General features: G+C 43.8%; 25 protein-coding genes. 17 read left to right on the top strand and 8 right to left on the bottom strand.

Translation table 11 applies throughout. The annotated features are described in order from the left end of the window. Positions 1-265: 265 nt before the first annotated feature. On the top strand, positions 266-976 hold the full coding sequence (locus B0182_RS09730) for an RCC1 domain-containing protein (protein WP_143821708.1): 711 nt from the start codon (positions 266-268) through the stop codon (positions 974-976). After that, positions 973-1,410 carry an RCC1 domain-containing protein gene (locus tag B0182_RS09725; protein WP_078274753.1) on the top strand — a complete coding sequence of 146 codons (438 nt, stop codon included), beginning with the start codon at positions 973-975 and terminating at the stop codon, positions 1,408-1,410. Before B0182_RS09730 ends, B0182_RS09725 begins: the two co-directional genes overlap by 4 nt. 529 nt (positions 1,411-1,939) lie before the next feature. On the opposite strand, the gene B0182_RS09715 is transcribed toward B0182_RS09725, so the two are convergent. Further along, positions 1,940-3,349 carry a phosphohexomutase domain-containing protein gene (locus tag B0182_RS09715; protein WP_078274751.1) on the bottom strand — a complete coding sequence of 470 codons (1,410 nt, stop codon included), beginning with the start codon at positions 3,347-3,349 and terminating at the stop codon, positions 1,940-1,942. Between the two features lie 185 nt (positions 3,350-3,534). On the opposite strand from B0182_RS09715, the gene cysK reads away from it, so the two are divergent. Further along, the gene (cysK, locus tag B0182_RS09710) at positions 3,535-4,464 is read left to right on the top strand and encodes a cysteine synthase A (protein WP_078274750.1); all 930 of its coding nucleotides are present in this window, start codon (positions 3,535-3,537) and stop codon (positions 4,462-4,464) included. 66 nt (positions 4,465-4,530) lie between these two features. Then, complete coding sequence (mazG, locus tag B0182_RS09705; RefSeq protein WP_078274749.1) at positions 4,531-5,379, top strand: nucleoside triphosphate pyrophosphohydrolase; 849 nt, start codon at positions 4,531-4,533, stop codon at positions 5,377-5,379. 92 nt (positions 5,380-5,471) lie between these two features. On the opposite strand, the gene B0182_RS14375 is transcribed toward mazG, so the two are convergent. From B0182_RS14375 to B0182_RS09695, 3 genes are read right to left on the bottom strand one after another with little or no spacing between them, the layout of a single operon-like run. Continuing rightward, positions 5,472-5,633: a hypothetical protein gene (locus B0182_RS14375; RefSeq protein WP_158079682.1), complete on the bottom strand. Its 162-nt coding sequence runs from the start codon at positions 5,631-5,633 to the stop codon at positions 5,472-5,474. Positions 5,634-5,635: 2 nt separating this feature from the next. Next, positions 5,636-6,841 (bottom strand): hypothetical protein, encoded by a 1,206-nt coding sequence (locus B0182_RS09700; RefSeq protein ID WP_078274748.1) that lies wholly within the window; start codon positions 6,839-6,841, stop codon positions 5,636-5,638. 23 nt (positions 6,842-6,864) lie between these two features. Continuing rightward, positions 6,865-8,415: a hypothetical protein gene (locus tag B0182_RS09695; RefSeq protein WP_078274747.1), complete on the bottom strand. Its 1,551-nt coding sequence runs from the start codon at positions 8,413-8,415 to the stop codon at positions 6,865-6,867. A gap of 124 nt (positions 8,416-8,539) precedes the next feature. On the opposite strand from B0182_RS09695, the gene B0182_RS09690 reads away from it, so the two are divergent. The 10 genes from B0182_RS09690 (at position 8,540) to guaA (ending at position 18,770) form a co-directional block, all read left to right on the top strand. After that, positions 8,540-9,190, top strand: coding sequence for a hypothetical protein (locus B0182_RS09690; protein WP_143821707.1), 651 nt, complete (start codon positions 8,540-8,542; stop codon positions 9,188-9,190). A gap of 93 nt (positions 9,191-9,283) precedes the next feature. After that, a complete protein-coding gene (locus B0182_RS09685) occupies positions 9,284-10,186 on the top strand; it encodes a hypothetical protein (protein WP_078274745.1) in 903 nt (300 codons plus the stop codon). Between the two features lie 17 nt (positions 10,187-10,203). Then, the gene (locus tag B0182_RS09680) at positions 10,204-10,518 is read left to right on the top strand and encodes a ComEA family DNA-binding protein (RefSeq protein ID WP_228157737.1); all 315 of its coding nucleotides are present in this window, start codon (positions 10,204-10,206) and stop codon (positions 10,516-10,518) included. A gap of 595 nt (positions 10,519-11,113) precedes the next feature. After that, the gene (gene pcnB, locus B0182_RS09675; protein WP_078274756.1) at positions 11,114-12,907 is read left to right on the top strand and encodes a polynucleotide adenylyltransferase PcnB; all 1,794 of its coding nucleotides are present in this window, start codon (positions 11,114-11,116) and stop codon (positions 12,905-12,907) included. Next, on the top strand, positions 12,876-13,409 hold the full coding sequence (folK, locus tag B0182_RS09670) for a 2-amino-4-hydroxy-6-hydroxymethyldihydropteridine diphosphokinase (RefSeq protein WP_078274743.1): 534 nt from the start codon (positions 12,876-12,878) through the stop codon (positions 13,407-13,409). Before pcnB ends, folK begins: the two co-directional genes overlap by 32 nt. 213 nt (positions 13,410-13,622) lie before the next feature. Next, positions 13,623-14,447 carry a 3-methyl-2-oxobutanoate hydroxymethyltransferase gene (gene panB / locus B0182_RS09665; RefSeq protein ID WP_078274742.1) on the top strand — a complete coding sequence of 275 codons (825 nt, stop codon included), beginning with the start codon at positions 13,623-13,625 and terminating at the stop codon, positions 14,445-14,447. A gap of 13 nt (positions 14,448-14,460) precedes the next feature. Next, positions 14,461-15,318: a pantoate--beta-alanine ligase gene (gene panC / locus B0182_RS09660; protein ID WP_078274741.1), complete on the top strand. Its 858-nt coding sequence runs from the start codon at positions 14,461-14,463 to the stop codon at positions 15,316-15,318. A 138-nt stretch (positions 15,319-15,456) separates the two neighbouring features. Beyond that, entirely contained in the window at positions 15,457-16,326 is an 870-nt protein-coding gene (rapZ, locus tag B0182_RS09655; RefSeq protein ID WP_078274740.1) for an RNase adapter RapZ, read from the top strand. A 332-nt stretch (positions 16,327-16,658) separates the two neighbouring features. After that, positions 16,659-17,165, top strand: coding sequence for a ribosome biogenesis factor YjgA (gene yjgA, locus B0182_RS09650; protein ID WP_078274739.1), 507 nt, complete (start codon positions 16,659-16,661; stop codon positions 17,163-17,165). 45 nt (positions 17,166-17,210) lie between these two features. Then, positions 17,211-18,770 (top strand): glutamine-hydrolyzing GMP synthase, encoded by a 1,560-nt coding sequence (gene guaA, locus B0182_RS09645; protein ID WP_078274738.1) that lies wholly within the window; start codon positions 17,211-17,213, stop codon positions 18,768-18,770. 78 nt (positions 18,771-18,848) lie between these two features. Here guaA and B0182_RS09640 read toward each other — a convergent pair whose 3' ends face one another. Further along, positions 18,849-19,187 (bottom strand): zinc ribbon domain-containing protein YjdM, encoded by a 339-nt coding sequence (locus tag B0182_RS09640; RefSeq protein WP_078274737.1) that lies wholly within the window; start codon positions 19,185-19,187, stop codon positions 18,849-18,851. Between the two features lie 118 nt (positions 19,188-19,305). Here B0182_RS09640 and ygfZ point away from each other — a divergent pair, with 118 nt between their 5' ends. Continuing rightward, complete coding sequence (gene ygfZ, locus B0182_RS09635; RefSeq protein ID WP_078274736.1) at positions 19,306-20,016, top strand: CAF17-like 4Fe-4S cluster assembly/insertion protein YgfZ; 711 nt, start codon at positions 19,306-19,308, stop codon at positions 20,014-20,016. 135 nt (positions 20,017-20,151) lie between these two features. On the opposite strand, the gene dtd is transcribed toward ygfZ, so the two are convergent. The 3 genes from dtd to B0182_RS14620 all read right to left on the bottom strand — a co-directional run bounded on the left by dtd (position 20,152) and on the right by B0182_RS14620 (position 21,176). Then, positions 20,152-20,589: a D-aminoacyl-tRNA deacylase gene (dtd, locus tag B0182_RS09630; protein ID WP_078274735.1), complete on the bottom strand. Its 438-nt coding sequence runs from the start codon at positions 20,587-20,589 to the stop codon at positions 20,152-20,154. A 173-nt stretch (positions 20,590-20,762) separates the two neighbouring features. Further along, on the bottom strand, positions 20,763-20,906 hold the full coding sequence (locus B0182_RS14625) for a chlorhexidine efflux transporter (RefSeq protein WP_244893673.1): 144 nt from the start codon (positions 20,904-20,906) through the stop codon (positions 20,763-20,765). 117 nt (positions 20,907-21,023) lie between these two features. Continuing rightward, complete coding sequence (locus tag B0182_RS14620; RefSeq protein WP_211271639.1) at positions 21,024-21,176, bottom strand: chlorhexidine efflux transporter; 153 nt, start codon at positions 21,174-21,176, stop codon at positions 21,024-21,026. Positions 21,177-21,278: 102 nt separating this feature from the next. On the opposite strand from B0182_RS14620, the gene asd reads away from it, so the two are divergent. After that, complete coding sequence (asd, locus tag B0182_RS09620) at positions 21,279-22,115, top strand: archaetidylserine decarboxylase (RefSeq protein ID WP_078274734.1); 837 nt, start codon at positions 21,279-21,281, stop codon at positions 22,113-22,115. Then, positions 22,102-22,531, top strand: a 430-nt coding sequence (locus B0182_RS09615; RefSeq protein WP_158079681.1) for a hypothetical protein, incomplete at its 3' end; no start/stop codon positions are given. The genes asd and B0182_RS09615, both read left to right, overlap by 14 nt.

Raw genomic sequence — 22,531 nt, 5'->3', positions numbered from 1 at the left:
TGATGATGTGGGGTGTTAGGAGGATTATGATGGTAAAACTGGCAATGAGGGAAGTATCAAAGAAAGGGTGATGGTCAGATGAGAATATCGTTTTAGTTTTGCAAAAATCTCTATTTACAACCTACTAAAATCAGCATATAATCATTCTCAATTTTCATTTTTTAAGGTAACAAGGGTTAGTTATGAGTAATTCTATGAAAGATGTGTTTTATCAAACCCTCCCCACCAGAGCCTTATCCGCTCTTTTTTATGTCTATCTGTTGCCTTGACTGCTTGTAATGATAAATACCCTAAGGCAAATATGCCTGATACGCCATTAGAACAACCCTTAGAGATTATCATAGAACCCAAGAAAGTGGCGATGACTGCCACAACCGCCGTTGGTATAAAAGACGATGGCACATTATGGACTTGGGGAACAGATTATCTGCTTAGAAAAACCAAAACAGGACAAGACCCCACACCCACTAAGATAGAAGGCATAACTGATGTGGTTGCTGTCTCTGGTGGTATTGGACACATACTCATGCTTAAAAAAGATGGTAGTGTATGGGGGTGGGGAAGTAATTATGATGGCTATGTAGACCCCAATGATGACAGTAATTTTATTGATGAACCTAGAAAAATGGAAGGCGTGGGGGAGGTGGTGGATGTGGTGGCAGGCATTGGTGATTCTTTCTTTTTAACCAAACAAGGTGAAGTTTATACTATTAGTGAAAATGAAAAAGGCTGGACAAATGGTGTTAATCAACCCAACAAAGTTCCCACTAAAATTCCCAATCTTACCAACATTGTTCGGTTTGGGTCATTAGGCAATGTCTCGGTAGCACTCAATAGCCAAGGTGAGATTTATACCACAGGAGTTGATTGGCAAGGACTAGGGCGTGAAGTTGTGGAGCGTCATGACCATGATGAAATCGCCTTTTATCCTGCCAATAAGGTAGAACTGCCACACAAAGCGGTTGATTTTTTGTGACAGGTTCAGATGTTGGGGTGTTGCTTGAAACAGGTGAAGTTTGGGTTTGGGGGGCAAATCCTGTAAGAATTGGCATAAAATCATCAGCCAGTAATAGAATAACAAAGCCAATCAAACACCCACAATTAAACCAAATCATTAATATAGGTGAAGGTTCTGCTGTTGCCAGTAATGGTGATTTGTATATATGGGGTGAACAAGGGTTTGGTGATAGTGTCACTTCACGCTCTCGCGTTTATATACATCATCCTATTCGTATTATGCAAAATGTTAAACCAAGTGAGTTGTATCTAACTTCAGTAGTTCTAAATAATGGTGAGTTGTGGGTGTGGGGCTCTAATCATCATGGCAAACGAGGAACGGGAAATGTTGTTAATACTTTCTATGAAGAGTACATATTAACCCCCGAAAAATCCCTATTTACAACCCACTAAAATCAGCGTATAATCGTTCTCAACTTTCATTTTTAAGATAACAGGAGTTTTTTTATGAGTAGTTCTATGAAAGATATTTTTTATCATGCGTTATTAGCAAGAGCTGGATATATGTTGGCAGAAAATAGAAAGTAAGGTTTTAAATTAGGTGAGGTTTCAAACTACCTTAAAGAAGACCCTCAGTTTGACATGACCTCCGCCATGGTAGACTACCTAGTCAGCAAATTTGACTTTATTAAAGTAGTTGATGATGTGAGTGTCGAGATGGAGATGTCGAACATACCTATTTATCCCATCATACCAAAAATTAAGACAAAGGCAAATGGTTATAATGGTACTGGCTATCCAAGATATGTCAATACAGTTGGTTTTATGGATAAATCAATTAAGCTAAAAAGCAGGAAGAATGGAATGTTGTTTTCTTTTTGTCTATTGAACTGATTCTTGATTCCCAAATATTCAACCATGTTCAAAAAAACAGGGTAGCAATCACTACCCTGTTTTTTATCAGCTCTTTTTGGCTTGAAGCTTAATGGTCAGCACTCACTGCCCCACACTCTGCCAGTAGTGCCAAAATTTCATCGGTTTTGGCTTGTAATAATGCCTTGTCGCCTTTGGTTTCGATATTTAGGCGAATGAGTGGCTCGGTGTTGGATGAACGTAGATTAAACCGCCAACTGCCAAAATCTAGGCTTAATCCGTCTAGGGTGTTTTTGGCAGGGTTTAATGCGTGGTATTTTTGCTCTAACAGCTCGCTGATTTCGCTGCCGGTTTTTTGCCCTGAGCGAAAATTTAGCTCACCCGAACTGGGGAAATCATTGATATAGCCGTTTACCAGCTCGGATAGGGTTTTGCCCGTTACTGACAGAAGCTCAATCACCAGTAGCCACACAATCATACCGCTATCACAATAGGCAAAATCACGAAAATAATGATGAGCCGACATCTCCCCACCATAAATCGCCCCCGTCTCACGCATGACTTGCTTGATGAACGAATGTCCTGATTTACTGATGGCAGGTGTACCACCATTTTGGGCGATGACGTTCTCGGTGTTATAAATCACTCGGGGGTCATAGACGATGCTCTCGCCTTGATGTTTTTTCAAAAACACTTCGGCAAGCATGCCCACGATGTATGAGCCTTCGATAAATCGCCCATGTTCATCAAACAAAAAACAGCGGTCAAAATCGCCATCAAACGCCACGCCAAAATCCGCCCCATGAGCGATAACCGCCTCCGATGTCGCTTTTTGGTTGGCGATAATCATGGGGTTGGGAATGCCGTTGGGGAATGAGCTGTCTGGGGTGTGATGAACTTTGATAAGCTCAATGTTATCACCAAGACGTTTTTGTAGTTCATCAACCACAGGCCCTGCCGAACCGTTGCCACTGTTTACCACGATTTTTTTGGGGGTAAATTTGGTGGTATTGACAAAGCTCATGAGCTTATCAATATAAGCGGTTTTGTCGGCGTTTAGGATAACCCTACCTTTGTCTGCCACCACAAATTCGCCACGTTCAGCAATCGTGCGAATGTCGGCAAGCCCCGTGTCACCACTGATGGGGCGGGAGTTTTCACGCACCATTTTTAAGCCATTGTAATTGATGGGGTTGTGGCTAGCGGTTACCTCAATACCACCGATGGCACTGTAATGACTTGTGGCAAAATAGACTTCTTCGGTGCCAACCATCCCTAAATCAATCACATCCACGCCTGCGTCCGTGATGCCGTCAATGGCAGATTGTTTTAGGCTCTCACTAGACGGACGGATGTCCGAGCCGACCACGATGACGGGATTTTCTTTGCCGTCATTAAGATATTGGGCGAACGCTCGTCCGATACGGTAGGCGATGGCATTGTCCAAATTAACATCAAGTTCGCCACGCACGTCATAGGCTTTAAAGCAGGAGATGGTGATGGGGTTAAAAGCGGTCATAAATTATCCTAAATATGAACATGGAACAGCTTAATTTTATCATGATTTAGCCGTGGATATTGTGAAATTATTTAAATGCCAAAATAGAATAAGGCTTAACATTTTTTGCCTATAAATTTTCATAAAAATTTGGTATGCTAACCGTGTATCATTTTAAACCGACAACCTTTAACAAGGGAAATTTTATGAACATTGCCAAAAACATCACCGATCTTATCGGCAACACACCCCTAGTGGAATTAAACCGCCTAAGTGAAGGTTTGCCCGCTCGTGTCGTGGCAAAGCTAGAATACTTTAACCCCGCAAGCTCGGTCAAAGACCGCATTGCCCTATCCATGATAAACGAAGCCGAAAAAGACGGGCTTATCAACAAAAACACCACCATCGTGGAAGCGACATCGGGCAACACGGGCATTGGGCTTGCCATGGTGTGTGCGTCTAAGGGTTATAAACTTGTCATCACCATGCCTGAGAGCATGAGCTTAGAACGCCGTGCTCTGCTGCGTGCCTATGGGGCAGAGCTTGTATTAACCCCTGCATCAGAGGGTATGGGCGGGGCGATTGCCAAGGCGAACGAGCTTGCCAGTCAAGACGGCTGTTTTATGCCACGCCAATTTGACAACCTAGCCAACCCAAAAATCCACCGTGAAACCACCGCCCTAGAAATCTGGAGAGACACAGACGGGCAAGTGGACATCGTGGTGGCAGGGATTGGCACGGGCGGTACGATTACAGGCGTGGGCGAAGTGTTAAAAGCCAAAAAGGACAGCGTAGAAATCGTGGCGGTAGAGCCGTCTGATTCGCCTGTGTTTAGCGGTGGTGAGAAGGGGGCTCATAAATTGCAAGGGCTTGCCCCTGGTTTTGTGCCGAGCATTTTAAATACTAAGATTTATGATGAAGTCATCACGGTTACCACCGAGTCCGCCTTTGCCACGGCTCGTCAAATGGCAGAAAAAGAAGGTCTGCTCGTGGGCATCAGTGCAGGGGCGGCAGTCTGGTCAGCCCTGCAAGTGGCAAGCCGTCCTGAGAATGCCGGCAAGCTCATCGTGGTGGTCATTCCGTCATCGGGCGAGCGTTATTTGTCCACCGCCTTGTTTGAAGATTTGGCTCAGTAACCCGCCTAAAATAGGTGTGGAAAACCCCATTATCTAGTATAATGGGGTTTGTTTTGGATAATAATCATGACTCCAACCAACCAATTTTCTGACCTGTTGGCACTCATGGCACGCCTTCGCACCGATTGCCCGTGGGATAAAAAACAAACCAACGACAGCCTACAAAAATACGCCATCGAAGAAGTTTTTGAACTCATTGAAGCCATTGCAAGCGATGACAAAAGCCCCCTTGCCACCGATGACATTAAAAGCGAGCTTGGCGATGTGCTTTTGCAAATTGTCTTTCATGCGCATCTGTATGCCGAGCAAGGGCGGTTTGATATGGCGGACGTGATTTATACCTTACAAGAGAAACTCATCCGCAGACACCCCCATGTCTTTGACAAGGAAAATCTAAAAACGGACGAAGATGTCAAACGCCGTTGGGATGAGATTAAGCAAATAGAAAACCAAGACCGCCCAAAACGCCTATTATCCGATGTCAAGGCAGGCACGGCTCTGATGACCGCCCAAAACTTACAAAAACAGGCGGGTAAGGTTGGTTTTGATTGGGATAATCTGGGCGGTGTGTTGGAGAAGCTCCAAGAGGAGCTTAGCGAATTAAAAGCAGAATTACCCACGCCTGAGTTTAAGTATAAAACAGATAAATTGGATGAAGTCCAAAAAGACAAAATCGCAGGCGAGCTTGGCGATGTGCTGTTTGTGCTGACTAACCTTGCTCGTCATTTAGACATTGATGCCGAGATGGCTTTGCAAAATACCAATGCCAAGTTTAAACGCCGATTTGCTTTTGTGGAAAAGTCGCTGATGGAACAAGGTAAAACCTTTGAACAGAGCGATTTGGCGGAGATGGATAAATATTGGGACATGGCAAAAGCCATGAAGGTGCTTGAGAGAGTCGGTCGCGATGATTGACTGATAAGTTGCACCATGAGCGAATCAACATACCTGTAAAAACCTGAATATTGGATGATATTGTCAGGATTTTACAGGTTTTGCTTTATCGTTTATTTTCTGGCCTCAATCAGTACGTATATAAGCATTAGAGGAATGGCGTAATGAATGGTGGCGTAGGAATCATCTCCTGAATATACCGCATATAAATCGATTGCCAGCAATAGCATTGATGCACTAACCAAAAATGCCTCCAGCCAACTTAAATGTTTCATAATTATCCGCCTTTTAATCTTGTGTTAAAGGATAAGTAATGACCAAAAAATCTTTGATCAAACTTATAAATAACCACCTCAGGAAGTTCATTTTCATCAAGAATACCAAATTCAACCAATTGAAGTATCTCCTCGTCTTTGGCGATCTGACATTTATTGCTAAAATCATAAATGCTACAATGCAATAAATCCATAAGATGTTGATGGTCTTTTTGGTTGATTTTTAAAAATAATTTATTTCTTAAATAGTCGCTACTGGATAGAGGTTTTGATTTAAATGGTTTTAGCAGAAAGTGGGTTTTTTGATATTCTTGAGCAATGCGAATATCGTATTGCTTATTTGGAGTAAGCAAGAGCGATAGTAGCTCATCTCTGGAGAATGCCGGATCATCCTTGGATGATTGATAGCGTATTTTTTTTATTGCGGGGTTTAATAGCAAGTGCTGTATAAAAAATAAGAATACTGCAGACAATATTATTTCTAAGCCATAATCCTTAATAAATAGCCTTAATGATTGGGAATGGCTTTGTGAATTTTGATTTTGAATATTGCTTTCTTGTAAGGTTAATGTATTTTTCTGGGTTTTAAGGTTGATGACGCTCTTTTTAAATTGATTCAAGTCATCAATTTTGGTTTGCACAGCTCCTTTTGAGCAGACTAAACCCAGATTACTGATATTGATATCGTGTATGCTTGATGGCGGGTCATTAATATCAATGGTCAGCAAATTTAGTCCCGCCAACTTACCTAATTCACGGTCTTTTTGCCATTCCTGGCAGGTATTCAGAACAATATGGTTGAGATTTTGTTGTATGTCATGAATACGGTTATTGTGTGATTTAATAGTGGCAACCAACTCTGTATCGAGCAGTGCTATTTCGTTCTTGATTTTAGAACGTTCGCTTGTGGCATTTTGATTATTCATGATATTTTGATAAGAATTCATACTCAAGCCAAGCTCGACGATAATAATAATAAGCACTTTAAATGCCAGATGCTCCAGTATTTGAATGCGTCTTTGGGCGTACAACCAAAACGATAATATGGTTAAAATAAAAGCACCTGCATAGATTGAAAATGTTAACAATGGATTATGAATATATAGCCTGCCAAAAATGATGGCATTGATGCCGAGCATTAAAAATACGCTTACCAAGGAGGCAATGCAGACAACTTTAAGCATGTGAGGATTGGGGGTGAATTTCATGTGTGACTCCTTTTTGTTTGTAATTAAGCTTTTGGCAAAAGGCCAAATGCCAAATCGGTTAATCTCATCATATTGGCATGACCACACCCTTCGGCTTGGCAGATGGGTTTATTGTTTTTGGCATGCACTCTAATCACGAGAGTGTAATTTTTTTGGTTGGGGCTTTTCAAGCCATAGACAGCAAGGTTGCCATAAACACCTTTTTCACCAGAGTTTTGTCTGACTGCCACAGTGCCCGACTTTGCGACAACCACGTCAATATCTGTTTTCTTGACAAACTGTTGAACATATCTAAGTGTGCCATCTTTTGATGTTGCCGATGATAGGGCTTGCTGGTTGATGGAGGTCATCTTGGGTTTGTTAGCTATAAGTGTGGAAAGCAGATGATGAATGTTATCGCTTGAGCCATTGACGCGTCCCTTGGCTGAATCAACCAATAGGTCGCTATAATTAAAGGTAATACCTGCTTGCATCATGTATCGTTCAAGACTTAGACCACTGGTTGATTGATGTGCAAGTTTTAAGATGGCATCATTATTTGATTTAGCCATGGCTTGTACCATACCTTGTGGATAGTGTGCTTGGATATCCAATAGCGTTATGAGCTTGGCGACAGAGGCGATATTGTATGTTTCATCGAAGCCACCATTTTGCATTATTTTCGAGCTGTTTGATATCAATAACACCAACTCGCCTGTAGTAGCATCTTTTAATGATATTTCGACATCTGCATTTTTAATTTTTGACATTTGCTCTATCGCAAACAACTTGTTATCTAATGATAAATGATTTGCCCCCATCAAATGCTGATGTAGCACACTTGGGTATTTGACCGTGGCTTTGGTTTTGAAGTCGCTTGACGTAAAATAACAGTCGTTTTGGGCGATTTCATCATAAACTTTTCTTAGCCTGTTGCATTGAACCGTTGAATAGTCAACTAAACGCTCAGCATTGTCTTCGGTAATTGGGTACCTAATTGAGCTAATGAGAATGATTCTCTCTTTGGCGGTTTTAGCAGGTCGCCCCCAAAGGGCACTGGCCACAAGTGTGCACCCAGTAACGTTATTGTACATACAAACCTCATTTAGCATAATGACATCTCTTTGAGCTTCATCCAACTCATTAATGACTCTAGCCAAAGCCATCTCTTTTCCTCGATTAAAAACCCTTCCAATAAAGTCAGGTTGCGCCACTCTTTGGCTCAACATCGAGCCGGCCGAACTAACATCGAGCGTACTCCCACCACCATAATGACCCACGCCAATCATGCTTAATGCGCCTTTAATAAGCCCTTTAGTTTTAGCAAGAATGCCATAACCTTCAACCGTCATCATGTATCTAACCAGTTGTTTATCGTACACCTCATACGCTAGCGGGAGTCGATAGCGTTCAATATTTTGTGGAGTGATTCTGGGGTCAGAAGCGATAATTTGCCCCTTGCCATTCACAAAAACCTCACTATATCGATGTTCTATCAGGTGCTTTTGTAGACTTTGTCTTGCCCAATGATCTTGCATGACATATCCCAACAGTGCTACAATAAAAGATGCTAGTAAGGCGATCACTTTCTTCATGATAAGCTCCTAATTAAACATTGTAAAATAATTTTACAATGTTTAATTAGGAGTGAACTAGGTGGAAAATTTGCTGATTTCACCTAGTCTTTTTGGGTAATTATGCGATAATTAGGAGTTCTTTGTGATGTACTTTTTAAAACTGGATACTGTTGGTGGTCATGAGTTTTTGTGGATTTATCATAGTGCTGATAAGGTCTTAAAATATATTCCACGAACACTAAAAGACGGCATGGGTAATGAGCAGACTTTAAAGCATAATGAGCATCAGCTATTGATGTACTACATCAATCATCCAAATAAAATCATCATAAGAAGGACATTGAAAAGGGCGTTGGATGTCCCAGATGATGTGGATTACCTAACAAATCATCGTGGCGCTATTGCTGATAAATTTGTTGAATCATCTGGCTTAAATATTCCTAATATCAAGCAAGACATATTTAAGAAGGGTCTGCATAAAAACTCCACAAAGACAATTTTTGCATTTGATGTTAAAAAAATTTCTGAAGAGGTTGCCAGTCAATATTGTAGTCGACACATTGATAATATCATGAAAAATAACCAATATTTAACCAATATTTATCAGGCGTTATCAGATATGAATGAATTGCACCAACTTGAAATGAGTGCCGACTATTTTGAATTGTTTGAGTATTTGTTGAAAAAATGTCCAGACGAAGCTAAAAATCTTTATCGTGTTGATGATGTGGTTTTGCCATTTATTATGCCCAATAACCCTAATATTATTTTTCCTATAAAGATTGAGAGGTAGACAGATGTAGTTAGACATGGGTATAAAGATTCTTTACTGGAGCAAAAGAAGTTATTAAATGCTAAATTATACAATGGATTTATTTATCGGCTTTTGGAGAAAAATCAACAAACAGGAGAATTAAAGCTTGCCAACTGCCGTTATTTTGATATTTTGGATTCTGCTGATTATCTCAGCTCACGTCTGAAATCCTACTATCAAAAGTCGCAACAACAAGATAAAGAGAATCAACAACTTTTGAGAGTTGTAAAAACATGGGCAAACAGAATGAATCAAGTTATGACTGGAGATTTTTCTCAATATAATGCCGGTCTAGGATTTTCTTTGCCAACATTTAAAATACTAGAATGCGGAGGTTTGCAGTTATTATGTGCCAAAGGATCGCAACAAAAAGCAACAGGAGCGGGAAAAAAGCACGTTTGCCCTGCAGGAATGCTAGAGTACTGGGGTGAGAGTAAAAATAAAGCTTTAGAATTCTCTCATTTTAAATCGATTGCAACCAAAGAGCTTTTAGAGGAGACATTATTAAGCGACAAGTTAATACGTGATTCCACCGCTTTTCGTTATTATTTAGACTGTTTCATGGATGATGGTTGCCCTTCAGAGATTGGAGTGGATTTTAACGTGATTGATTGTGCTGCAGAAACTATCATTGATAATTGGGAGAATATTTGGCAGGGGTTTGGTCATAAAAAATATAAACGACCAAGTTTAGATGCCATGCTAGAACTACGTAATTCTAAAGATAATGGTGGTGCATTTATGGTTATTGATGCTTTGAATTATAGACCTGAAATTATTCTGCCTCTTTATATTGATGGAGATTTAAATGGAATATTAAATTGGGAGTATGAAGATGTTTCTCCTGAAATTATTACATGGAAGAATATTGAGGAGCTACATGAATGGGTGAAATGCTACTATAAAGATTGGTGTGCGCCAGGCTTAGCGGCTGCCTATTTGGGGGCGAAACAATACTTTGAGGCTAAACACTAATGATGTTGGTGGTGAGATTGTGGTTTTTAATGATGGTGCTGACCATCTCCTCAGCATCCGCCAACCAATGCTATGGCGACCCAAAACTTGCCCACCAAGCCCTGCTGGCACAACAGGCTCACGCCCAAGCCGTGAGTGAACGCATCAACATCAACACCGCCACAGCAGGCGAGCTTGCAACCTTAAATGGCGTGGGGGCAAAGACCGCTCAGGCGATTGTGGATTATCGTGAGGGATTTGGGCGATTTGAGCGTGTGGACGATTTGACAAAGGTTAAGGGCATTGGGGTCAAAACCTTAGAAAAAAACCGTCACAGACTCACGGTGCATTAGCTTTTTTGGCAAAAACAAGGTACAATGAAGCTTATGATGGGTGGTTGTTAAAGGGTGTTTGATGGTCATTCTATCAAGCAAGTTTTTATTATGAAAAACAATCCGACCGCTTATAACCAATAAACTTTAAAATTATTACAAACATAATGATTTGTAGATGTAGGGGCATGCTGAGCATGCCTTGTACAGTAATACCATCAAAGAGTGTGTTCAGTACACCCCTACAAACCTGTGGTAAATATCAAGTTGGTTGGGTGTAATTAGGTAAATATGCAAGATTTTACCTATCTTTTAATCTTTTAAATGCAAGTGGTGGGATAGCCATTTTCATGTAAAAACAATTTAAAAGTGTAAATTTTCATAAATTCAAATAAATGTTATCAAAATTTAACACGCCCCAGTAAAAAATGAGTGACACAAGTCATGGCAAAGATAAAAGCGGATGCAAAACTCGGGCAGTCCCATGCTAGCTCCAAAAAAACCAAGAAAACCAAAAAAAGTCAAGCGGTCTAAACAGCCCAAACACCGCCAAACAGACAAACCAATGGCAAAGCACGCCATTGACCAAACATCAAAAAAGCAGTCTAAACACCTTATGCAAAAAAAACCAACCAAACACAAAACCCCCAAATCATCAGCGACCGTGCTGTCGGCACAGAAATTGGGGCTTGACAAACGCACTTTACCGCACAGTATCGTGGAAGTCATTAGCACGCTTAACAAGGCAGGTTTTGACGCCTATATCGTGGGCGGTGGCGTGCGTGATAGTCTTTTGGGGCTTACTCCTAAGGATTTTGATGCCGTAACCAACGCTCGCCCCCATGAGATTAAGGCGATTTTTGGCGGGTGTTGCCGCATCATTGGCAAGCGGTTTCAGCTCGCTCACGTCTATTCGGGGCGTGAACTTATTGAAGTGGCGACCTTTCGGGCTCCGCCTAAGGACGACACGCACACCACCGATGACGGCATGATTACCCGTGATAATGTGTGGGGGACGATAGAGCAGGATTTTGCCCGTCGTGATTTTTCCATTAACGCCTTGTATTATCAGCCGATTAAGGGTGAAGTGCTCGATTTTTGTGGGGCGGTTGATGACATCAAAAACGGCACATTACGCCTGCTTGGTGATGCCAAAGTGCGTGTGGAAGAAGACCCTGTTCGCTTGCTTCGTGCCTTGCGGTTTAAGGCAAAACTGGGCTTTGAATTTGACAAAGTCCTAGCCAAACAGTTTAATGACACAAGCTGGACGCTTTTGGAGCAGGTCTCGGCTCATCGGCTTTATGATGAGACCCAAAAGATGTTCACGGGCGGTTATCTGGCTCCGCTGTTACCCCTGCTGTATCAATACGGGGCGATGAGCAGTTTGATGACCTACGCTCAGCCCAAGCCCACTCGCCTTGCCCTGCAAGTTGCCAAAAACACCGATGAGCGGATTGCGTCAGGCAAAACCGCCAACCCTGCGTTTTTTTATGCGGTGCTGTTGTGGGAGAATTATTTGCATGCTTTGGCAAAGTTTAAGAAAAAAGGTCTGCCCTTTCACGAAGCCCAAATAAAAGCGTCTCGCAAGGTGTTTGATGCTCAGCGTATCAAGACCGCCATTCCTAAATTTGCCGAAGATTTTATCAGTGATATTTGGTTCATGCAACCCAAGCTCGTCAGCCCCAAACCCAAAGACGTGGACAGGCTAAGCTCGCAGGGTAAATTTCGGGCGGGGCTTGATTTTCTTATCATGCGTGAGAGTCATGATGACAGTCCGCTGTCTGAGCCGACCAATGGCATGGGGGTGTGGTGGCAACGTTATTTGGCGGTCGATGCGACCAGTCAAAGCCAAATGCTAAGTGCATTGGGGGGTGGTGTGACTCGCACTCGCAGACGACGTGGGGTAGATACAGGCATTGATATTGACAAAGATGCCGAACTTCTACAACTACAACAGCTCTCAGGGCGTGATGATGACAAGGCGGATGATGTGCCACAACCGCTACTGGTGGTGGATAATGCCAACACACCCAAGAGTACTCGCCCCACACCAAGAGCACGGCAGGTGGATGTGCCGACCTTTGAGCGTCGCACGTACAGCGAGAGTGATTTTGCCAAACTGCTGGACAATGACGAGCCTTATATTCCATCGGTGCGTTATCGCAAACGTCAGCCGTCATCAACACTCTCTATCAAAGAGCGTGAGCAGGGGCTGACCGAGAGTGACTTACGACCATCTGTGCCAAGCTCTGCCAAGCCCAAAACGCAGGCGAGTAAACGCCAAACAACAGGACGACAGCGGACAAGACAAAAAGCAGAGCCACAAGAAACCGCCCAAGATACGGACACGCCAAAACCCAAAAAACGCAAAAAATCCAATGCCAAGCCACGAGCCAAACACGATGACTGATAAGGTACAAATCTATCTGGGACTAGGTGGCAATATCGCCAACGAGCTTGGCGACCCGACCAGCCACATTTTGGCGGTGCGTGATACGCTTGATGCTGATGAGCGGTTTTGTGATGTGGTGCTGTCGTCTTTATATGTATCCAAGCCGTTTGGCGTTACCGACCAGCCTGATTTTGTCAATGCGGTGTTGTCCGCCAAGACAGGCCTTGATGCCATGAGTCTACTTGATTTTTGTCAAGACTTAGAGCAGGGGGCAGGGCGTGTGCGGTTACGGCGGTGGGGCGAGCGGTCTCTTGATGTGGATATTTTGCTCTATGGCGATGAAGTTATCCATAATGACAGATTAACCGTGCCACACGGTGGGATTTTTGAGCGAAATTTTGTGCTGGTGCCACTTTTGGAGTTAAATGATAAATTGACGATAAATGGGCAGGCTATCTGTGATTTGGCATTGGCTCATGAGATGGATGGATTAACCAAATTGGCAAATAATTCAAACTAAATAAACAGATATTAGTCCAAAAAGTATGCTGAACTAGGTTTTCCGTTCGCCCTGAGCCTGCCTGCGGGTAGGAAAACCGTTAGGTTTCCCAAGCTCACCACGAACGGTTTTCTTTGTAGCATACTTTTTGAACCAGAGCCAATAAACATGGTACCATGATTGGCAAAAATGTTGTTTATCAAACTGTTTTTACACAATGAATTAGGAAGATGAATGACCTACCTAACCCACGCCGCCCCCATAACCCTATCCACGCTTGCCAAATACAAAAAGCAAGGCGAAAAATTCTCTTGCCTGACCTGCTATGATGCCAGTTTTGCTTATCTTATGGCACAGGCGGGCATTGACGTGATTTTGGTGGGTGACAGTCTGGGTATGGTGGTGCAGGGGCAGGCGTCCACGTTGCCTGTTACCGTTGCCGACATGGTGTATCACACCGCTAATGTTGTCCGTGCCAACCGCCACGCCTTGATTATGACCGACTTACCCTTTATGAGCTATGCTACGTTGCCTGATGCGATTGCAAGTAGCCGTGCGGTTATGCAAGCAGGGGCGAACATGGTTAAGATTGAAGGTGGTAGCGAGCTTGCCGACACGGTCAAGGTCTTGACGGATAATGGCGTGCCTGTGTGCGCGCATTTGGGATTAACGCCCCAATCGGTCAATGTGCTTGGCGGTTATAAGGTGCAGGGCAAAACGGACACACAAGCCGACAAATTATTAAGAGACTGTGAAGTTTTGGTAAACGTAGGGGCGAGCATGATTGTGCTAGAATGCGTGCCTGCCAAACTTGCCAAAGCCGTTACCGAGCGGTTTGCCGTGCCTGTCATCGGCATTGGGGCGGGCGTGGACACGGACGGGCAAGTGTTGGTTATGCATGACATGCTTGGCGTTTATACCCAAAAGGTAGCCAAATTTGTCAAAGACTTTTTAAAAGATGACGGCAACGAGACAGGCGATATTTTGGGGGCGTTTGTTTATTTTCATCAAGCGGTCAAAAACAAAACTTTCCCTAGTGTTGAGCATACTTTTCACTAATGACGGATAAATAATGAAAATCTTTCATCATATCAACGACTTACAAACCGCCCTAAACAAGCGCCGCAAAGGCGGCAAAACCATTGGTTTTGTGCCGACCATGGGGAATTTGCATGACGGGCATTTATCGCTTGTCAATATCGCCAAAGCCCATGCCGATATTGTCGTGGTGAGTATTTTTGTCAATCCCACGCAGTTTGGGGCAGACGAAGATTTTGACAGCTATCCCCGCACGCTGGACGCTGATTGCGAAAAATTGCAAAGTGTACAAGCGGACATGGTATTCGCCCCGAGTATTGATGAGATGTATCCGACTTATCCGCCCCATGTGCAGGTGCTCTCTGGCGAGATTAGTAAGATGCTATGTGGCAAATCTCGCCCCACGCATTTTGACGGCGTGGGCTTGGTGGTGGGCAAGCTCTTTAATATCGTCCGTCCTGATGTGGCGGTGTTTGGCAAAAAAGATTATCAGCAATTAGCGATTATCCGTAGGCTCAATGACGAGCTAAATTTTGGTATAAAAATCATCGGTGGCGAGATTGTCCGTAATAAAGACGGTTTGGCATTGTCATCACGAAATGGTTATTTAAATGATGATGAATTAACTACCGCCCCCATTATCCAAAAAACCTTGCAAAAGATTAAAGCTGATGTGATAAAATCGGATATAAATAATTATCCAACCATTATCCAAAAATACCACGATGAATTAACCAACATGGGATTAAACGTGGATTATTTGGAGCTTTATAATGATAAATTAGAGCCTGTTAAAGATACCGATAAAAAATTGGTGGTATTAACAGCGGTATATGTTGGTAAGGCACGGCTTTTGGATAATATAGAAATTGATTTATCGGATTTCCTGTAAAACTGGTTTTCCGTTCGCCCTGAGCTAAGTCGAAGGGTGAAAGAAAACCTTTTCATGGTTCGACAAGCTCACCACGAACGGTTTTCTTTAAATGCGGAGTTTTTAAGAAATCTGTTTAAATTATTATAAGGAAAATAAATGTCAAACACCCAAATCATCATCGTATCAGGACGGTCAGGCTCTGGCAAAACGTCTGTTCTAAATATTTTAGAAGATTTTGGTTTTTATGTCATTGACAATCTGCCCTTGTCGCTTGTGGGGCAGGCGGTGGGTAATTTGATTGGCAATGATGTCAAAAAAGTGGCGTTGGGCATTGATGTCAGAACGCCAAAAGCCGACCTATCCGCCTTTGAAAGCGTATATCAGAGCTTGACCGACAAGTACCATGAAGCGGTCAAAATCCTATACGTTACCGCCCAAGAGAGCGTACTGGTGGCACGTTTTGGGGCGACACGGCGAGTTCACCCACTCATGCCAATCGCCAATAACTTGCCCAACGCCCTAGCCCAAGAGATTGAACTGTTAAAGCCGATTGCAACCAATGCCGATATTAAGATTGACACCAGCACGCTCAATATTCACGAACTCAAAGAAAAAGTCCGCCAACATATCGGTGTGGATAATGTGGTGTCGGTCAATGTGTTGTCCTTTGGGTTTAAACATGGCACGCCCATTGACGCTGATTTTGTTTTTGATGTGCGGATATTGCCCAATCCGCATTGGCAAGAAAACTTGCGTCCGCAAACAGGGCTTGATGATGACGTAAAAGACTTTTTTGCCAATTATCCAGAGGTGGATACTATGGCGGACGATATTGGCAAGTTTTTGATAAAATGGCTCCCTAATTTTTTAAATAATAACCGTTATTCAGTAATGGTCGCCATTGGCTGTACAGGGGGTAAACACCGCTCTGTATATATTACCCAAAAGGTGGGCGAGTTATTAAAAAATCAGTTGCCTGATAATATGCCTATTATTGTCAAACACCGTGAAAAACGGTATTGGTAATGTTAAAAATAACGTATGAATTGACGAATAAATTGAATTGATTTATATTAAAAATTTGTATATTTTAGATAAAAATATTTTAAAATTTGCAAATGTAGGGGAAATTTATTCGCCCTGTTATTAAAAAATAGTGATTTATCCCAACTTTTTACAAAACATATTTTAATATTAGGCTCTGGTTCAAAAAGTATGCTACAAAGAAAACCGTTCGTGGTGAGCTTGTCGAACCATAACGGTTTTCCTACCCGCAGGCAGGCTCAGGGCGAACGGAAAACCTAGTTCAGCATACTTTTTGGACTACTATCTAATATTAAATTTAAAAAGAGAAATCTATGAATATCGACTGGTCAAAACAAGACATGAGAGTGTCTCGCACCGAAATCAAAAAAGCCCACGAACGTTTACAAGAATTGTCCGAACCGCTTGCCAAACTCTCCAAAAAACAACTTGCCAATTTGCCAGTGAGTGAGTATTTTTTGGACGAATTAAAGCATTTGACCGAGATTGACAGTCACGCCGCCAAAAACCGCCAAATCAAACGGGTGGGTAGGCTCATCATTGAAGAAGACCGCCATGTTTTGACGGGGGCGTTGTTTGAGATTGTGTTTACACCCGAACAATGCACCAAGATTGAGACGTGGTTTAACCGTTTAACCCTAAGCGATGAGGGTACAATAAAGCAGTTTGTAAGGCAATTTAAAAAGGCAGAATACAACAGTATTTATCAGCTACTTTTGTGGATAGAATACGCCAAGCACTTGGGCGATGATGAACTTTTGGCGGAGAGCGTGGCGGATTTTGAAAGTTATGTCAAAGAAGTGGCGATTTTGTCGGTTTAGTTTTGGTATAATAGCACCTTTATCATTTGACCTGTAGGAATATCCATGACCAACATCACTTCCGACCGTATCCTAATCCTAGATTTTGGCTCGCAATACAGCCAGCTCATCGCTCGCCGTGTGCGTGAAGCAGGTGTGTACTCTGAGATGCACCCCTTTGACATGAGCGATGACGACATCAAAGCCTTTAACCCCAAAGGCATTATCCTATCAGGCGGGCCTGAAAGCGTGTACGAAGCAGGCTCGCCACGAGCGCCCCAAATCGTCTTTGAGCTTGGCGTGCCTGTGCTTGGTATTTGTTACGGCTTTCAAACCATGTCCGCCCAGCTTGGTGGTTCGGTAGTGGCAGGGGCGGTCAAGGAGTTTGGCTACGCCCAAATTGACGTAGCGGTGGACGACAAACTACTAAACGGCTTAAAAGACGATAACGCCCAAATCCAAGTGTGGATGAGCCATGGCGACAAAGTGGCAAGCCTGCCAGACGGCTTTACCGCAACATCAAGCACGCCAAGCTGTGCCTTTGCGTCCGCCAGCGATGAAAGCCGTCAGCTCTATGGCGTGCAGTTTCATCCAGAAGTAACCCACACCGCCAAAGGCGTGGAAGTGATTAGCAACTTCGTGCATGGTATTTGTGGTTGTGGCAATCTGTGGAACCCCCAGAACATCATTGAAATGCGTGTGGCACAGTTAAAAGAGCAAATTGGCGATGAGCAGGTGTTACTTGGCTTATCAGGCGGTGTGGACAGCTCGGTGGTGGCGGCACTACTTCACAAAGCCATTGGCGACCAATTAACCTGCGTGTTTGTGGATAATGGGCTACTTCGCCTAAACGAAGGCGACCAAGTCATGAAAATGTTTGCCGATAACATGGGCATTCGGGTGATTCGGGCAGACGCTGAGAATCGCTTTTTGGACGCACTCGCTGGAGCGACTGACCCAGAGGTTAAACGCAAAATCATCGGACGAGAGTTTATTGAAGTATTCTCCGAAGAAGCTCGCAAATTGGACGGCGTGAAGTTTTTGGCGCAAGGCACGATTTACCCTGATGTCATCGAGTCTGCCAAAACCAAAAACGGCAAGGCTCACGTCATCAAATCGCACCACAATGTCGGTGGTCTGCCTGATGATTTGCACTTTGAACTCGTTGAGCCACTGCGTGATTTGTTCAAAGATGAAGTGCGTAAACTTGGCACAACGCTTGGCTTGCCCCATGAGATGATTTACAGACACCCTTTCCCCGGCCCGGGTCTTGGCGTGCGGATTTTGGGCGAGATTAAAAAAGAATATGCTGACATTTTGCGAGTGGCGGACGATATTTTTATGCAAGAACTTCGTGCGTCTGGCTGGTATGACAAGACCGCCCAAGCCTTTGCTGTGTTTTGCCCTGTCAAATCGGTGGGCGTGGTGGGGGACGCACGCCGTTATGCGTGGGTGATTTCTCTGCGTGCGGTGGAGACGGTGGACTTTATGACCGCTCGTTTTGCCCATTTGCCCTATGAGCTTGTGGATAAAATCTCAACGCGTATCATGAATGAGATTGCCGATGTCTCTCGTGTTGTCTATGATGTCAGTAGCAAACCGCCTGCCACGATTGAGTGGGAATAAACCAATAAAAACCGTCAAGAAATTGGCGGTTTTTTAACCATCAAAAAAGGGCATATTCTCGCCCTTTTTATCCTTTCATCACGCCTTTTTAACCACGCTGGATTTTAGTTTCATTGCCCCAAAGCCGTCAATCTTGCAATCAATGTCATGGTCATCAGGGGCATCATGAATCAGGCGAATGGATTTGACTTTGGTGCCGACCTTGATAGGTGTGGACGAGCCTTTGACCTTCAAGTCCTTGATGACCGTTACGCTGTCGCCATCATTTAACACATTACCCACCGCATCCTTGATGACGGGCGTGTCGTCCGTGTCGCCATCGGCTGACCACTCGTGGGTACACATGGGGCAGATGAGCAGGTCGCCATCGGCATAGGTGTAGGTTTCATCGCATTTGGGGCAAGCAGGATAAGTCATAAATTTTTACCTAAAATAAAAGCATTATATCATTTTTGATACATTTTGGCTTGAAAATAAAGCCAAGCCTCCTTATTGAAATGAAAATGACAAATGATAAATAACAACCGAGAGTACCATGAGCCAATTTTCACAAATCACCCTAAACGGCAAAGATACCGCCAAATTTTTACAAGGTCAATTAACTGTCAATGTTGATAAACTCACCCATGATTTTTTGCCCTGTGCCATTAGCGACCTAAAAGGGCGTGTTGCCTTTGGGTTGTGGGTATCTCGCACCGATGATGAGACCTTTGTACTCATCACGTCGGTGGACTGCATGGATAATCTTACCGCCCATATCAAAAAATACGGGGCATTTTCTAAATTTAGCCAGTCCGCCCCCACGCCCATTTATCCTATCGTGGCAAATGGCGTGCCGACTTTTGATAATGATGACAGCCTTACCGACTTTGGGACGTGGGCGAAAGCGAGCATTGAGACGGGCAATGTGTGGATAACCCAAGCCACAGCGGGGCTGTTCCAACCCCAAGAGTTACGCCTGCACCAGCGTGGGGGCGTGGATTATGATAAGGGGTGCTATCTAGGACAGGAGATTATCGCACGGCTCTACTTTAAGGCAAGTCCAAAAGCCTACTTACACCGTGTGCGACTGCCTAAGCCTGTCCAAGACGGCGACAAGGTCGGCAAAGTGCAAATCGTCAATGGCGTGGTGCATGATGACGGCTTTGACGCACTCGTCATCGGCTCGCCTGAGCATGTAGTAGAGATTGGGGAGATTTTGCCGTTGCCTGATAACCTGATGGGCGATGTGGGGCGAGCAAAATAAGGGGCTGATGATGTTTTAAAGGGGTTTGTAGGGCAAATCACATTTGCCCTTTTAAAAAACCTTGATGTTGGGCGAATGCTCTTTGATCTGACACGCCCATTTTATCATAACAATTTTAATGGTAAATTATAAAAATCACACGTCAAGCAAAAAATTAATCGGGCCGTCATTGACCGCCACGACTGCCATATTCGCCCCAAATTCGCCTGTGGCAACCTCGGGATAGACTTGTTTGGCATAATTTACCAACTTATCAAACAATGCCCTTGCGTCATCTGGGGGCATGGCAGGGGCGAAGTCGGGACGGCGACCCTTGTCGGTTTTTGCCATTAGGGTAAATTGCGACACCAGTAGCAAGCCACCGCCCACATCGGACACTGATTTGCCCATTTTGCCGTTGCCATCTTCAAAAATGCGGTAGGCGATGATTTTATCCACCAGTCTGCACGCTTTATCAAAATCATCATCTTTGCCAATGCCGATATAGGCAAGCACGCCTGATTGGATTTGTCCGATGATTTGACCGTCCACACTGACATGGGCGGATTGGACTCGTTGGATTAGGGCTTTCATGGGTTTTTCCTTTGGGTTGGGTTTAAATGGGGTGTTGGGGTGATTTATTTTTTTTGCTAAAATTTATTCTAGTGCAAATTATGATTTTTGGGCGAATAGATTGCCCCTACACGCCCATATTATTGCAAAAATTATTTTAATGGAAAGATGCCAAATTTTAACCATTTTAAAAATTACTCTGCCCGTATCTTATACCGCACCCAATCATACCCCCAATTAAAAAGTAGCGTGTATACCCCAATCACCGCCACCACGCCAATATCCATAACAAACGCCATCCACAGCAAGACATCTAGGGCGTAGGCAATCATCGGCACGGTTGCCAAAACAGCCCACCTTCAAACAAGCCCATATGAACAAGGCGAGTGCCAAGCAAGCGGTAAAGGCGTTCGCCCGTTACCACTTTGTCAAACAAAAAAATTAAACACCATGTTTCACACCATCGCCAGCACCGAGATTACCACCGCCAAACCTGTGGCGTGGGCATGGCTATGGTTGTCGCCAAACAGGGCAAAAACAGCCACCGTCAGCCCAATCGCCCCAATCTTAAACAGTACGGCATGAAATAGGCGTTCTTTGGCAGTCATGGGATCGGTTGAGTGTTTGACATAAAATTTAGCAAAATATAACGGTTATTATAGCAAACATCGGTTAAAATAGCCCAAACCCGTTTTTATTTTGGAAAAATCATGAACCTATTTACCCTAGCCCAAAATCTTGCCCCACAGCAAACCCTATCAGAAGTGGCAGGCTACCTTGCCAAAAGTCAAAATCCTTACATCAAAAAAGCCTTTGTCCATACTTTTGCCAAAGTCTATAACATTGATTTGGCAGAATATGAGCGTGGCAATTTGGATGACTATGACAGTTTCAACGACTTTTTTACCCGTGAATTAAAGAGTGGAATGCGTCCGATTGACGAGACGGCAGACGGCATTGCCTGCCCCGCTGACGGTAAAATCAGCCAAATCGGAGCAATCACAAACGGGCAACTTCTCCAAGCCAAGGGGCGAGATTATGACGTGGGGCAACTTTTGGCGGATTTTGAGCTGGGTAAAGCGTTTGTGGACGGTTCATTTGCCACGATTTATCTTGCCCCCACCAACTACCACCGTGTGCATATGCCCTTTGACGGTACGCTGCTTGCCACACGTTACGTCCCCGGTACGCTGTTTTCGGTCAATAACACCACCGCCGAGAACGTGCCTGACCTGTTCGCCCGTAACGAGCGGTTGGTGTGCGAATTTGATACCGCTTTTGGGCGTGCGTGCGTGGTGCTGGTTGGGGCGATGATTGTGGCGGGGATTGAGTCTGTGGCGACAGGGGCAATCAAACGCACGCCCTACATTCAGCACCGCAAGCATGACATCACGTTCAAAAAAGGCGATGAGCTCGGGCGGTTTTATCTAGGTTCTACCGCCATTATCGTGCTACCCAAATCGGCAAATACCGCATGGGGCGATGAGTTTGTACATGGTAAGACGGTGGTAATGGGGCAGAGGATTGGACAAGTTGCAAAATCCTAACAACACTACGCCTGACACTACTCCACTTGACAACACCACGCCCAATAACAATGTCGGTGCATTGGCATCAACCGCCGTTGGCTCAGTGCTGTTGGTGTCGCTTGGGCTATATGTTGGTCTTATGATGGGCGGTGTGGTGTTTGGGTTGTTCTTTGGCATGATGTTATCCTATCTGATACTTATCATGGTAAAGGCACAAAAGGCGGTTTGGGCGTTGGTATTTTTGATATGTGTGATTGTCAATATTATTGCATTGATAATTTTGTCAAAATTTATTGACCTAAGAGACCCACAAATATTTGCCCTTATCATTATTGACATACTGATTTACACCTTGACTGCCTTAATGCTGTTTGATTTTTGTGGATTTAAAAATCTGGCTCTGGTTCAAAAAGTATGCTACAAAGAAAACCGTT

Source organism: Moraxella bovis, from assembly GCF_002014975.1.
GTDB lineage: Bacteria > Pseudomonadota > Gammaproteobacteria > Pseudomonadales > Moraxellaceae > Moraxella > Moraxella bovis.
The sequence above is the reverse complement of the archived record's forward strand: the minus strand, read 5'-3'. Positions and strand labels throughout refer to the sequence as shown.

What these genes read in the sequence shown, in the direction of transcription:
- B0182_RS09715 (WP_078274751.1), bottom strand. Translation starts at nt 3,349, where the DNA reads ATGACCGCTTTTAACCCCATCACCATCTCCTGCTTTAAAGCCTATGAC.
- cysK (WP_078274750.1), top strand. Translation starts at nt 3,535, where the DNA reads ATGAACATTGCCAAAAACATCACCGATCTTATCGGCAACACACCCCTA.
- mazG (WP_078274749.1), top strand. Translation starts at nt 4,531, where the DNA reads ATGACTCCAACCAACCAATTTTCTGACCTGTTGGCACTCATGGCACGC.
- B0182_RS14375 (WP_158079682.1), bottom strand. Translation starts at nt 5,633, where the DNA reads ATGAAACATTTAAGTTGGCTGGAGGCATTTTTGGTTAGTGCATCAATG.
- B0182_RS09700 (WP_078274748.1), bottom strand. Translation starts at nt 6,841, where the DNA reads ATGAAATTCACCCCCAATCCTCACATGCTTAAAGTTGTCTGCATTGCC.
- B0182_RS09695 (WP_078274747.1), bottom strand. Translation starts at nt 8,415, where the DNA reads ATGAAGAAAGTGATCGCCTTACTAGCATCTTTTATTGTAGCACTGTTG.
- pcnB (WP_078274756.1), top strand. Translation starts at nt 11,114, where the DNA reads ATGCAAAAAAAACCAACCAAACACAAAACCCCCAAATCATCAGCGACC.
- folK (WP_078274743.1), top strand. Translation starts at nt 12,876, where the DNA reads ATGCCAAGCCACGAGCCAAACACGATGACTGATAAGGTACAAATCTAT.
- panB (WP_078274742.1), top strand. Translation starts at nt 13,623, where the DNA reads ATGACCTACCTAACCCACGCCGCCCCCATAACCCTATCCACGCTTGCC.
- panC (WP_078274741.1), top strand. Translation starts at nt 14,461, where the DNA reads ATGAAAATCTTTCATCATATCAACGACTTACAAACCGCCCTAAACAAG.
- rapZ (WP_078274740.1), top strand. Translation starts at nt 15,457, where the DNA reads ATGTCAAACACCCAAATCATCATCGTATCAGGACGGTCAGGCTCTGGC.
- yjgA (WP_078274739.1), top strand. Translation starts at nt 16,659, where the DNA reads ATGAATATCGACTGGTCAAAACAAGACATGAGAGTGTCTCGCACCGAA.
- guaA (WP_078274738.1), top strand. Translation starts at nt 17,211, where the DNA reads ATGACCAACATCACTTCCGACCGTATCCTAATCCTAGATTTTGGCTCG.
- B0182_RS09640 (WP_078274737.1), bottom strand. Translation starts at nt 19,187, where the DNA reads ATGACTTATCCTGCTTGCCCCAAATGCGATGAAACCTACACCTATGCC.
- ygfZ (WP_078274736.1), top strand. Translation starts at nt 19,306, where the DNA reads ATGAGCCAATTTTCACAAATCACCCTAAACGGCAAAGATACCGCCAAA.
- dtd (WP_078274735.1), bottom strand. Translation starts at nt 20,589, where the DNA reads ATGAAAGCCCTAATCCAACGAGTCCAATCCGCCCATGTCAGTGTGGAC.
- B0182_RS14620 (WP_211271639.1), bottom strand. Translation starts at nt 21,176, where the DNA reads ATGACTGCCAAAGAACGCCTATTTCATGCCGTACTGTTTAAGATTGGG.
- asd (WP_078274734.1), top strand. Translation starts at nt 21,279, where the DNA reads ATGAACCTATTTACCCTAGCCCAAAATCTTGCCCCACAGCAAACCCTA.